We start from the raw sequence: 11,896 nt of genomic DNA on the forward strand, positions 1-11,896 counted from the left end.
CATGATCCAGCGACAAGCATGGATGGCGACATTAGCGAAGGCTGAGTTAGAGCTATTAGAAAAATTGGTAAATAACATTAGTAATTTGCCCAAATATAGCTTTTTACGCTCTCCAGAGATTGGACTAGCGATGGTGCGGGGGCGTGCTGGGGGTACAGGGGAGGCGTTTAACTTGGGAGAAATTACCATGACTCGCTGTGTGGTGCAGTTAGAGAAGCAAGAAGAAGAAGCCATCACAGGATTTGGGTATGTTGCAGGGCGATCGCATCGTCATGCAGAACTAGCGGCTGTTTGTGATGCCTTACTACAAACCCCACATTGGCATGATCAAATTCAAGCCGAAGTGATTCAACCCTTGCAAATCGAGAGCCAAAAGCAGCAAGAACTCAAACAACGCCAAGCCGCAGCGACGAAGGTGAATTTTTTCACGATGGTGAGGGGGGAATGATTGGGGGCAGGGGCAGGGGGCAGGGGGCAGGGGAGACAAGGGAGACAAGGGAGACAAGGGAGCAGAGGCAGAAAAACTCTTGAATTTTGAATTTTGAATTGGAGCAAAGCGACTTGACTAAAGTTACACAATTACCAGGTTTTCACGATGCGATTCATGATGCACAAAGTACATTTCGGGCTTTGTTGGATGCTCATGCTCGACCAGGGTTAGCTTATCAGATAACTGCTCAGATGAGTGTACCTACGGGTTTAACGCCTGCTTGTGGGGCGGCTTGTCTGACGTTGTTAGATTTGGATGTTGTGGTGTGGTTACAGCCAGGTTTTGATGCTCAGGTTAGGGCTTGGTTGTTGTTTCATACTGGCTGTCGCTTTACACAAAACCCAAAGTTAGCTGACTTTGCTTTAATTCAAGATTTGGCGACGTTACCGGAATTATCTATTTTCAACTGGGGAACGGCTGAAAAACCAGAAGCCTCAACAACTTTATTAATACAACTAGAAAGTTTTGATATGGGAAAACCTGTAATTTTGACAGCACCAGGAATTTTAGATGAGCGAGCGATCGCGCCCAAACTTCCCCCCCATTTTTGGGATTTTTGGCAACAGAATCATCAAGCCTATCCAGAAGGTGTAGATGTGTTTTTATTTACAGAAAATGCAGTCATGGGACTACCGCGTACAGCGAAGTTGAAACAATGCTATGAATCTTGATATTCGTATTGCTAACTGTGAGGATTTACCTCTATTAAATCAGTTTTATGCTGACATGGATGGTGAGCCACCTTTAGGCAATGAAAACTTAGAAAAAATCTTTGCAGAAATTGCACAAATTCCTAATTATCACATCTATATTGCCTATTTAAATCAGCAACCTGTAGGTACTTTTAGCCTGCTTTATGCACCAACAATGATGCACCGAGGCTATCACAAATTTGCAATTTTAGATTCAGTCACAGTTATTTCTCAAATGCGGGGACAGGGAATCGGTAGTGAGATGGTAAAAACTGCAATCAAACTAAGTGCTGAAGCTGGGTGTTATAAAATCATGCTTTCCTCTAATTTGAAACGCGATCGCGCCCATCAATTCTATCAATCACTAGGATTCGAGCAGCACGGCTGGAGCTTTAAATGCGTACTCCAACCAAACCAACACTAATACCAATTCTCTATGAATTTGCCCCAAATCAATGATGTAGAGACGTTGCATGCAACGTCTCTACAGTACAGAAGAAAGTGCATCTATGGCTACGCCAGGCAAGCTACATCAAGAACCGGTATAAGTTTTTAAAATTACGAATTACGAATTAAAATCATGCCATACGTTGCAGTCAAAGGTGGGGAAAAAGCCATTCAAAATGCCGAAGCACTCCTGCAAAGCAGACGCAGAGGTGATCCGGCAATTCCTGAATTGAGCATAGATCAGATTGAACAACAACTGACTTTAGCAGTAGACAGGGTAATGTGTGAGGGTAGTTTATATGATCGAGAGTTAGCAGCCCTAGCGATTAAACAATCTTGGGGTGATTTAGTTGAAGCTATTTTCTTATTACGCGCCTATCGAACAACACTCCCCCGCTTTTATTACAGCGAACCTCTAGACACTAGTAAAATGCAGATTCAACGCCGCATTTCTGCCATTTTCAAAGATGTACCAGGAGGACAAACTTTAGGAGCTACCTTTGACTACATCCACCGACTACTAGACTTTAAATTAATAGCAGAAGGACAAGTTCCCACAGCACCGGAAACAGAAGCAATTACAGAACCAGTTCCGCGAGTGATTGACACTCTAGATAGGGAAGGATTGATGCAAGCAGAGGAGGAGGGGTGTAGGGGAGACAAGGGAGACAGGGGAGACAAGGTAGACAAGGTAGACAAGGGGGAATTTTCTCAGCATTCCCCAGTCCCTAGTCCCCAACCCTTTGATTTAACTCGTCAACCTTTAACTTTTCCGGCGGGAAGGGATGCGAGATTGCAAAATCTGGCGCGTGCTGATGAGGGGTTTTTGCTGTCTCTGGCGTATTCTACACAACGAGGTTACGGCAGAAACCATCCTTTTGCGGGGGAGATTCGGGTGGGGGAAGTTGAGGTGGTGATTTTTCCTGAAGAATTGGGATTTGAAATTGCGATCGCAGATATTACTGTCACCGAAGTGCAAATGGTTAATCAATTTAAAGGTAGTAAAGAATTACCTGCTCAATTTACCCGTGGCTATGGGCTAACTTTTGGTTACAACGAACGTAAAGCGATGTCTATGGCGTTGGTAGATAGAGCAATGCGCGCTGAGGAATTAGGGGAAACAGTTCAAGGCGCAGCCCAAAATGTCGAGTTTGTACTTTTACACTCGGATAATGTGGAAGCTCAGGGTTTTGTACAACATCTCAAGTTGCCGCACTATATCGACTTTCAGGCTGAGTTGAATTTGGTGCGGAAAATACGAAGTAGAGGGAACAGGGAACAGGGAATAGGGTTAGGGGAATAGGGAATAAAAAAGATATGAAATTTTTTAATGAATCAGTCAACAGTCAAACTAATACGAAAATTGCTATTCAAGGAGTGGATGTATTAACTCCTGATGGGTGGGTGGAAGATGCTACGGTTTTAATTGCAGATGGGAAGTTTATAAGGATTGATCAGGTAATTAGTCCTGATGGGTTTCATTTGGTGAATGCTCAAAACCTCCAAATGTTACCAGGAATTATTGATTTACATGGTGATGCTTTTGAAAGGATGATTTGTCCTCGTCCTGGGGTGAATTTTCCTTTGCCAATTGCGATCGCAGATAATGACCGTAATCTTTTAGCATCGGGTATTACTACTTTTTACTGCTCAATTACTGACTCTTATGAACCGGGTTTACGGAGTCGTGATTCTGCTCGTGCTTTAATTGATTTCATCTTAGGTACAGGTGAACAAGTTTTACACTGCAACCATCGTATTCATATCAGACATGAAGAGGCCAATATAGCCGGACATGATGAGTTATGTGATTGGATAATATCTGATCGTGTGCATCTTTTATCTATTAATGATCATTTACCACCCCCAGGTAATCATAAGAGATTTAGCCGCTATATCAATAGTGTGAAGCAAAGATCATCTATGTCTATAGAGGAGATTGAAGAATTAATCAATCAAGTTACAGCACGACGAGATGAAGGTGATGTACAAATCAAGGAACTGGTGGAATTAGCTCATACACACAAGATTCCCCTGGCATCTCATGATGATGATAGCCCTGAAAAAGTTGCACTTAGTCAACAAAGACGAGTTGCGATCGCAGAATTTCCGGCGACTGTAGATTTAGCTGCTAAATCTCGTGAATATGGTGCAGCCGTCCTCATGGGCGCGCCTAATTTAGTGCGCGGTGGTTCTCACCTAGGTTTGATGAGTGTAGCTGAGGCGGTAAAACATAACGTGATTGATTGTCTTTGTTCAGATTATCATTATCCTTCGTTGTTTTATGCCCCCTTCAAACTGCAAGAATTAGGTTTAATGTCCTTTGAAAAAGCATGGTCATTAGTGTCTAGCCAACCCGCAGAAGCGGCAGGAATTAGCGATCGCAAAGGCAAAATCGCCCCAGGTTTAGATGCAGATTTTCTCTTGATATCTCCTAATGATTCCTTACCATCTGCAATTACTGCAATTAGCTCTGTATACATAGCCGGACAAGAAGTCGCTAGATACCAAATTCAACGATGAAAACATAATTTAAAGCATTCAAGGTTCGTAGTGAGGACTTCAGTCCTCTAATCAGGACTAAAGTCCTTACTACAAACTAGATACCTTTCTTTATTTTCAAATGGTTCTAGTTATTAAGCGACGCAATGAATCCTCCTCCCCAATCCCTCAACATGAACCCTACCATCGAAAGCATTATTAACCTATTCACCGAAAAAGGCTCACAATTGTATGGTGCGGAAGCTGTTAGCCAATTAGAACACGCCTTGCAATGTGCTAGCCTCGCTGAAAAATCCGGTCAAAGCCATGAATTAATTACCGCTTGTTTACTCCACGATTTAGGACATTTAATCCATGACTTAGGTGATAACCCTGCTAGCCAAGGTATAGATGATTATCATGAACATCGCGCCATACCTTTATTACGAAAGATGTTCAGCCCAGCAGTCACAGAACCTATTAGACTTCATGTTGTCGCCAAACGCTATCTTTGCTCAGTTGTTCCTGAATACTGGGATAGTCTTTCAGCTGCATCTAAACGCAGCTTAGAACTGCAAGGAGGGATATTTTCCCCAACGGAAGCAGAACAGTTTATCGAACAACCTTACGCCCAAGACGCAGTACAGTTAAGGATTTTTGACGACAAAGCCAAAATCCCCAATCTCCCAACACCTGACTTAAATCACTTCATTCAATTCATGCAAAATTCAAGGTTTGTAGTAAGGACTTCAGTCCTTTGATCAGGACTAAAGTCCTTACTACGAACTAGCTTTCTTTTTTCACATGATTTTAGTTATCAGGCGATCGCCATGAATCCTCCTCCCCAATCCCCAATCCCCAGTCCCCAATCCCCAGTCCCCAATCCCCAATCCTCAATCCCCAATCCCCAATCCCCAGAAACAGGCTTTAACTTCGCCTACCTAGATGAGCAAACAAAGCGTTCTATTCGTCGCGCTTTGCTGAAAGCTGTGGCGATTCCAGGACATCAAGTTCCCTTTTCTTCCAGAGAAATGCCCATGTCTTATGGTTGGGGTACTGGTGGTATTCAGGTAACAGCTAGTGTAATTGGTCAAAATGATGTCTTGAAAGTGATTGATCAAGGTGCAGACGACACCACAAACGCCGTTAATATTCGTCGTTTTTTCAAAAAAGTTTGCGGTGTCGAGACAACAGAACACACACACAAAGCTACTCTCATTCAAACACGCCATCGCATACCAGAAACACCACTCCAAGACGGACAGATTTTAGTCTACCAAGTACCAATACCTGAACCCTTGCGTTGGCTCGAACCCTCATCTGTAGAGACTGGGAAAATGCACGCCTTAGAGGAATATGGAGCGATGTACGTCAAACTTTACGAAGACATCACCACACATGGACATATTGCTACATCTTACGATTATCCGGTAATGGTGCATGACCGTTATTTGATGAGTCCTAGCCCCATCCCACGTTTTGACAATCCCAAAATGAATATAAGTCCCGCATTGCAATTATTTGGTGCAGGGAGAGAAAAACGCATATATGCAATTCCACCTTACACCAAGGTTAAAAGCCTAGATTTTGAAGACCATCCTTTTACTGTAGAAAAATGGGATAAAGCCTGTGAGTTATGCGGTTCGACAGAAAGCTATCTAGATGAAGTTGTAATTGACGACGAAGGTGGGCGAATGTGGATTTGCTCAGATACAGATTTTTGTAAAAAGAATCTTGACTGTTGACTATTACCCCATACCCCATACCCAATGCCCTATGCCCTATGCCCAAACCTCTTTTACAGATTCACCAATTAAGTAAATCTTACGGTGCGATTCAGGCTTGCGATCGCATTTCCTTTAATCTCTATCCTGGCCAAGTTCTCGGTATTGTCGGGGAATCTGGTTCGGGTAAGTCTACTTTGTTGAGTGCGATCGCTAATCATATTCCTGTTGACCAAGGTAATGTTACTTATATTAATCGTAATGATGAAGACATAGAAATTTTTCAACTTGCGGAAGCTAAACGACGCTTGTTAATGCGAACAGAATGGGGTTTTGTGCAGCAAAATCCCCGTGATGGTTTGCGAATGCGGGTGAGTGCAGGCGCAAATATCGGCGAACGCTTGCTAGATATAGGCATACGACACTACGGTAATATTCGGGATGAAGCCGCCCATTGGTTACAGCAAGTAGAAATTGATCCAGCCCGGATTGATGATTTGCCAGTGCAGTTTTCTGGCGGGATGCAACAAAGATTACAACTAGCTCGTGTTTTAGTAACCCGTCCTCGGTTGATTTTAATGGATGAACCGACGGGAGGGTTAGATGTATCAGTACAGGCGCGATTATTGGATTTATTGCGATCGCTTGTCCGCAACTATCACCTGAGTGTAATTTTAGTCACCCATGACATCGGCGTAGTCAGACTTTTAGCACACAGATTACTAGTCATGCAAAAAGGACAAGTAGTCGAATCAGGTTTAACCGATCAAGTCCTCGATGATCCCCAACATCCATACACCCAACTATTAGTTAGTGCAGCGTTAACACCATAATTTGGGCATATCAATTCAAAATTCAAAATTCAAAATTCAAGAGTTTTACTCCCCCTGCTCCCTTGCTCCCTGCTCCCCTGCCCCCTTGTCTCCCCTTTCTCCCCTTACTCCCCTCCTCCCTCTGCTCTCCAATAATCTTAACCATGCAATCATTAACTCTTAATCATCAAACAATAAACTTCCCTAGCCAAGCACTTTTGCAAGTGGAGAATTTGCGAAAAAGTTTTACTTTGCATCAACAAGGAGGAATACAGCTATCGGTTTTAGAAGGAGTTTCTTTAACAGTTAATGCGGGTGAATGTATCGCTCTTTCTGGTGAATCTGGTACTGGTAAATCTACATTTATGCGGTGTTTATATGCTAATTATCGTGTTGATAGTGGTGCAGTTTGGGTGAAACATGAAGATTCTTGGATAGATTTATGTCAACTTGCACCCCACGAAATTTTAGCAGTTAGACAGAAAACTATCGGCTATGTTAGTCAATTTTTAAGAGTAATTCCGAGAGTGCCAGCGTTAGAAGTGGCGGCTGAACCTCTATTAGAATTAGGCGTAAATATAGACGTTGCTTTTAACGAAGTTAAAGACTTATTTCATCGCCTCAACCTCTCAGAAAGACTATGGCATCTTTCCCCCACAACCTTTTCTGGTGGTGAAAAACAACGGGTAAATATTGCCCGTGCCTTAGCAGTTGATTATCCTATTCTGCTGTTAGATGAACCAACATCAGCCCTAGATGCTACCAATCGTCAAATAGTGATTGAACTATTACAAGAACGAAAAAAACAAGGCTGTTGTTTAATTGGAATTTTTCATGATGAAGAAGTGCGATCGCAACTCTGTAACCGTGAATTAGTCTTTAGTAGCTAAAACTATAAAATCATCAACAATTAATTATTATGAATGAGCAAGTTTATACTAATTATCTTTTGCAATTACCAGAGCAAGAATTGCTAGGTACTTTAGTAATCCGAGATGGATTAATTGCTGATATTCAACCAGGAATTGTCAATCAGGGTGAAAATGGTGAAGGAGATTATCTCTTACCAGGATTGATTGAGTTACACACCGACAATCTAGAACGCTGTATGTCTCCTCGTCCGGGGATTCGTTGGCCTTTAGCAGCCGCAGCCGTTTATCATGATCGAGATTTAGCTAGTGCGGGAGTAACAACAGTTTGTGACGCGATCGCAATTGGTGATATAGCGATCGCATCTCCCCGCTTAACTAACTATGCACCCATGATTGATACCATCTCCCAAGGAAAAGCAGCCGGACGCTTTTGTGTGGAACATCTTCTACATCTACGTTGTGAACTGGCTTATGAACAGGTGTACGAAATCACATCACAGTATATAAATCATCCTTTGTTATCCATGATTTCACTGATGGATCATACCCCTGGACAACGGCAGTTTCTTCGCTTAGATAAGTTTAAGGAATATTACATGGGTAAACATGGTGTCAAGGCTGACGAAATTGACGAGTTTATTTTAATTCGTCAGCAGAGACAGGAAATGTATGCCCAAAAAAACCGGATAGCTTTAGTAGAACTCTGTAAAACTCAAGGTATTGCCTTAGCGAGTCACGATGATGCTACTGTGGAACACGTCCAAGAAGCGGTGCAAGATGGCGCAGTATTAGCTGAGTTTCCCACTACCTTAGAAGCAGCTAAAGCCGCACACAGTTCAGGATTACAAGTTTTGATGGGTGCGCCAAATTTAGTTTTAGGTGGTTCTCACTCTGGTAATGTTTCCGCAATGGAACTGGTTTTAGATAATTTAGTGGATGTAATTTCTTCTGATTACGTTCCTCAAAGCTTGTTACAATCAATTTTTATTATTGCCGAGAAGACGGGTAAACCTATTTACGAAGCCATGCAATTATTTACCAGTAACCCAGCCAAAGCGATTAATGTATTTAGCGATCGCGGTAGTCTAGAGATAGGCAAAAGAGCCGATTTTATCACTGTTCATAATGATGGTATTGTACCCCGTTTGATGACAACTATCTGCCGAGGCGATCGGGTAGCTTAGGTGTTTGGAAAGTGAACGAAATTAAATAAGTAATGAGTAATGAGTAATGAGTAATGAGTAATGAGTAAATACCCATTAGTTATTGCTCATTATATCAAGTTCTGATCATTAGTTATAATTCTCTGAATCTGGGAAGAAAGAAAAAACTCTTTCTTCCCCCTGCCCCCTGCCCCCTGCCCCCTGCCCCCTTGCAGTCTTAATTATAAATCTCTAACCGAACACGACATTACTTACCTGACTAATAATTTCCTCTAACGTGCGGAGCAATTCTTGCTCATTATAAGGTTTAGAAAAATAAGCTCGCGCCCCTAATTGCATTGCTAGTTGTCGATGCTTATCACTACTGCGAGAAGTCAGCATCACGACGGGGATATTTTTAGTTGTGTTATTAGAATTGATTTTATCTAAGAAGCCATAACCATCAAGGTGGGGCATTTCGATATCACAAATTACTCCTTGAACTTGTAAACCATTAGTTAACTTTTCCCACGCATCTTGTCCATCTTTAGCTTGTTCTACTTGATACCCTCCTTTTTCTAGGGTAAGTGCTAAGAAACGACGGACATTAATTGAGTCATCAACAATTAAAATTGTGCCTTTGGATTGGATAACGGTTGGTGGTGTTTTAGCACTATTAAAAAATAGAAATGGTGTTTTTAACCTAGTTGATGGTAATTGATGGTTTTTGGGGGTACGCTGATCATTAGCAATCCAATAGAGCAACTCACTGATATTAACTAAGGATACTACTCGACCATCACCCAAAATTGTGCAGTTACTAAAACCTGTGGGTAGGGGTATATTGCCTTCAACTTGGCGAATAGCTACTTCTTGTTCACCCCAACATCTGTCTACTTGCATGGCAACTGGTTGATTTCCTGGGATGATTAATACACTAGTAGCATTGATGGCGGGGGGAGTTTCTAATTCTGGGGTATCATAGCGGGGGCAGTTAAATTCTAGGTAGTTACCCAGGCGAATTAATGGCAGTGTAGAGCCTTGCCAATGAATAAATTCACTATCCCCTGTGGCGATAACTTGCTCGGCTTGCAGTAAAAATAGTTCTGCCACGACATCGGTAGGAAATGCCAACAGCATTTTATTGCTTTCTACTAATAGCACTCTTGCCATAGATAGGGTAAATGGCACAGATAAGGTAAAAGTTGTACCAACGCCTGCTTTTGTATCAACTTTGATATCGCCCCGTACTAATTTTAGGTTGTTACGCACTACATCCATACCTACACCCCGCCCAGATAAAGCCGTCACTTTGTCGGAGGTGCTGAAGCCTGGTTCAAAAATCAGTGATAATAGTTCTTCGTCGCTGGCGTGAGTTAGTAAAGCTTCATCTATGCCCATTGACATAGCACGGGCGCGAATTTTCTCCACAGGGATACCTCTACCATCATCACGCATCGTAATAATGGTGCGATTACTTTGATGGGTGGCGGTAATTTCAATTAATCCTTGTTCTGGTTTACCAAGAGCGCGCCTCGCGGTTGGTTCTTCGATACCATGATCAAAGGCGTTTCTTAAAAGGTGCATTAAAGGTTCATTTAATGCTTCTAAAATGCTGCGCTCGATTAAAGTATCGCCGCCTTTGACTTGTAGTTGGACATTTTTACCGTATTCCACATTTAAATCGCGGATGGCTCTAGGGAAACGCTCGACTAAATCCGAGATGGGGCGCATTCGGATATGGTTGAGTTTGGTTTGTAATTGTTTTGATGTTTTATTGAGTTTGCGGGCAATTTGATCTGTATCATCAACACTGAGTTGAATATCTGTAGCCACTTCTTGAACTTGGACAATGGTTTCCATGACAACTTGCGATCGCAAGTTTAATTCAGCATGGGGATTATCTTCATTCTGCGCTAAGGATTGACTAACAGAAATAAAATTTCTGGCAGATGTTTGATTATATGCTGTACGTAACTCCTGATTTTCTCGTTCTAGAGTTCGCACACGCTGATTTAAATTACGTACTAGTTTACGTAGTTTTTCCAGTTGGGAATTGAGTCCATTACGCTGGACAATTAATTCTCCAAATAAATCATTGATGTTTTCTAATTGCTTGTTGGGAACTCTGACTGAATTTTCTTGTTGATGTTCTCTGTCTTTCTCGGTTGGGGATTGGTGATTGGAGACTGGAGATTGGGCAAGAGTTTCTGATAAAATTGAGTCAATTTGTGCTGGTTGAGTTTCTACTTGTTCCCCAAAGATTGTGTTGATTTGGGCGAAATCTACTGCTGCTAATTCATGATGAATATTTTCCTGATTGTAGACTAAATCATCAGGAATAAATTCTGAAAATGGTGTATAATATTCTGGTATTTCTTCAAATTCTTCAGAACTTGCAGCAGGAATTGCGGCTGCTTGAGATAGGGATTCTAACTCATCTAAATTGATTGTGGTGGGTAGATTATCCCGTTGATGAGTTAATACTAAAGCTTGCGATCGCCGCCATGATTTTAACGCTAATTGGGCTATAGGGAAAATGCGATCGCCTGATGCGTTTTCTATATGTAATCGAATCGATTCACAAAGCTGGGTAAAAGCTGTAAGTTGTAACATTTCCCCCAAGCCGCCCAATTCCGCCGCCAGGGTTGCCACTTCTGCCTGTAAATTTGGCTCTCGTGGCTCTCCCAACCAAGATTCTAAACGCTGCAAACATTCATCCACTTCAGTTTCAAACAGCAGAGGAATAATATCTTGCCCCTCATCTGTAGATAAGATTGTAGCGGCATCTTCTGGAGTAGGATCACCCAAGCGACTATGTAATTGATCAAAAACAGGATAGCAAAAAGTTGTTAACCACTCCTGTTCTATGGTATTACCTTCTTGTAGTAATCCCACAATTTGCCGCAACCAATCTACAGCAGACAGCAGTAAACTTTGTAAATTAGTATCAATTGCCAGAGAATTTTTACTAGTTTTTAAAACCTTAAAAGAATCTTCTAAACGGTGAGCTAAATCACTCAAAGATCGAAATCCCATCATAGCCGCCCCCCCTTTAATCGAGTGAGCAGCCCTTAAAGCCCCATTAATTTTATCTAAATCAATCCGGTGATGAATATCAATTTCTAATAACACCACTTCCAGAGTATTAATGTAATCAGTGGCTTCTTCCAGAAATTGTCTTTGAATTTCTAATTCTTTATCTTTTGACATAAGTAAATTAATTCGTAATTCGT

12 protein-coding genes are annotated in these 11,896 nt (G+C 41.8%); 10 read left to right on the forward strand and 2 right to left on the reverse strand.

Annotation, left to right across the window (positions count from 1 at the left end):
• Position 1: 1 nt before the first annotated feature.
• The 8 genes from phnG to phnK all read left to right on the forward strand — a co-directional run bounded on the left by phnG (position 2) and on the right by phnK (position 6,667).
• A complete protein-coding gene (gene phnG / locus ACPZ3T_RS15055) occupies positions 2 to 448 on the forward strand; it encodes a phosphonate C-P lyase system protein PhnG (protein WP_490270299.1) in 447 nt (148 codons plus the stop codon).
• 113 nt (positions 449 to 561) lie between these two features.
• The gene (phnH, locus tag ACPZ3T_RS15060; RefSeq protein ID WP_490270300.1) at positions 562 to 1,161 is read left to right on the forward strand and encodes a phosphonate C-P lyase system protein PhnH; all 600 of its coding nucleotides are present in this window, start codon (positions 562 to 564) and stop codon (positions 1,159 to 1,161) included.
• Positions 1,151 to 1,606 carry a GNAT family N-acetyltransferase gene (locus ACPZ3T_RS15065; RefSeq protein WP_490270301.1) on the forward strand — a complete coding sequence of 152 codons (456 nt, stop codon included), beginning with the start codon at positions 1,151 to 1,153 and terminating at the stop codon, positions 1,604 to 1,606. The genes phnH and ACPZ3T_RS15065 overlap by 11 nt, the downstream gene beginning before the upstream one ends.
• A 156-nt stretch (positions 1,607 to 1,762) precedes the next feature.
• Positions 1,763 to 2,932 (forward strand): carbon-phosphorus lyase complex subunit, encoded by a 1,170-nt coding sequence (locus ACPZ3T_RS15070; RefSeq protein WP_490270302.1) that lies wholly within the window; start codon positions 1,763 to 1,765, stop codon positions 2,930 to 2,932.
• Between the two features lie 14 nt (positions 2,933 to 2,946).
• Positions 2,947 to 4,152, forward strand: coding sequence for an alpha-D-ribose 1-methylphosphonate 5-triphosphate diphosphatase (locus tag ACPZ3T_RS15075; RefSeq protein ID WP_490270303.1), 1,206 nt, complete (start codon positions 2,947 to 2,949; stop codon positions 4,150 to 4,152).
• Positions 4,153 to 4,277: 125 nt separating this feature from the next.
• Positions 4,278 to 4,871 carry a phosphonate degradation HD-domain oxygenase gene (locus ACPZ3T_RS15080; RefSeq protein WP_490270304.1) on the forward strand — a complete coding sequence of 198 codons (594 nt, stop codon included), beginning with the start codon at positions 4,278 to 4,280 and terminating at the stop codon, positions 4,869 to 4,871.
• A gap of 69 nt (positions 4,872 to 4,940) precedes the next feature.
• Positions 4,941 to 5,855 (forward strand): alpha-D-ribose 1-methylphosphonate 5-phosphate C-P-lyase PhnJ, encoded by a 915-nt coding sequence (locus ACPZ3T_RS15085; RefSeq protein WP_490270305.1) that lies wholly within the window; start codon positions 4,941 to 4,943, stop codon positions 5,853 to 5,855.
• Between the two features lie 38 nt (positions 5,856 to 5,893).
• Positions 5,894 to 6,667, forward strand: coding sequence for a phosphonate C-P lyase system protein PhnK (gene phnK / locus ACPZ3T_RS15090; protein ID WP_490277228.1), 774 nt, complete (start codon positions 5,894 to 5,896; stop codon positions 6,665 to 6,667).
• A 22-nt stretch (positions 6,668 to 6,689) separates the two neighbouring features.
• On the opposite strand, the gene ACPZ3T_RS15095 is transcribed toward phnK, so the two are convergent.
• Complete coding sequence (locus ACPZ3T_RS15095; RefSeq protein WP_490270306.1) at positions 6,690 to 6,812, reverse strand: hypothetical protein; 123 nt, start codon at positions 6,810 to 6,812, stop codon at positions 6,690 to 6,692.
• On the opposite strand from ACPZ3T_RS15095, the gene phnL reads away from it, so the two are divergent.
• Both phnL and phnM read left to right on the forward strand, forming a co-directional pair.
• Positions 6,811 to 7,536: a phosphonate C-P lyase system protein PhnL gene (gene phnL, locus ACPZ3T_RS15100; RefSeq protein ID WP_490270307.1), complete on the forward strand. Its 726-nt coding sequence runs from the start codon at positions 6,811 to 6,813 to the stop codon at positions 7,534 to 7,536. The genes ACPZ3T_RS15095 and phnL overlap by 2 nt on opposite strands.
• 29 nt (positions 7,537 to 7,565) lie before the next feature.
• A complete protein-coding gene (phnM, locus tag ACPZ3T_RS15105) occupies positions 7,566 to 8,702 on the forward strand; it encodes a phosphonate metabolism protein PhnM (protein ID WP_490270308.1) in 1,137 nt (378 codons plus the stop codon).
• 210 nt (positions 8,703 to 8,912) lie between these two features.
• On the opposite strand, the gene ACPZ3T_RS15110 is transcribed toward phnM, so the two are convergent.
• The gene (locus tag ACPZ3T_RS15110; protein ID WP_490270309.1) at positions 8,913 to 11,873 is read right to left on the reverse strand and encodes a hybrid sensor histidine kinase/response regulator; all 2,961 of its coding nucleotides are present in this window, start codon (positions 11,871 to 11,873) and stop codon (positions 8,913 to 8,915) included.
• Positions 11,874 to 11,896: the final 23 nt, after the last annotated feature.

Source organism: Aliinostoc maniaoense (assembly GCF_058172895.1).

Bases quoted from the DNA above. Each gene is read 5' to 3' on its own strand.
- phnG (WP_490270299.1), top strand. From the start codon at position 2: ATGATCCAGCGACAAGCATGGATGGCGACATTAGCGAAGGCTGAGTTA.
- ACPZ3T_RS15065 (WP_490270301.1), top strand. From the start codon at position 1,151: ATGAATCTTGATATTCGTATTGCTAACTGTGAGGATTTACCTCTATTA.
- ACPZ3T_RS15070 (WP_490270302.1), top strand. From the start codon at position 1,763: ATGCCATACGTTGCAGTCAAAGGTGGGGAAAAAGCCATTCAAAATGCC.
- ACPZ3T_RS15075 (WP_490270303.1), top strand. From the start codon at position 2,947: ATGAAATTTTTTAATGAATCAGTCAACAGTCAAACTAATACGAAAATT.
- ACPZ3T_RS15080 (WP_490270304.1), top strand. From the start codon at position 4,278: ATGAATCCTCCTCCCCAATCCCTCAACATGAACCCTACCATCGAAAGC.
- ACPZ3T_RS15085 (WP_490270305.1), top strand. From the start codon at position 4,941: ATGAATCCTCCTCCCCAATCCCCAATCCCCAGTCCCCAATCCCCAGTC.
- phnK (WP_490277228.1), top strand. From the start codon at position 5,894: ATGCCCAAACCTCTTTTACAGATTCACCAATTAAGTAAATCTTACGGT.
- phnL (WP_490270307.1), top strand. From the start codon at position 6,811: ATGCAATCATTAACTCTTAATCATCAAACAATAAACTTCCCTAGCCAA.
- ACPZ3T_RS15095 (WP_490270306.1), bottom strand. From the start codon at position 6,812: ATGGTTAAGATTATTGGAGAGCAGAGGGAGGAGGGGAGTAAGGGGAGA.
- phnM (WP_490270308.1), top strand. From the start codon at position 7,566: ATGAATGAGCAAGTTTATACTAATTATCTTTTGCAATTACCAGAGCAA.
- ACPZ3T_RS15110 (WP_490270309.1), bottom strand. From the start codon at position 11,873: ATGTCAAAAGATAAAGAATTAGAAATTCAAAGACAATTTCTGGAAGAA.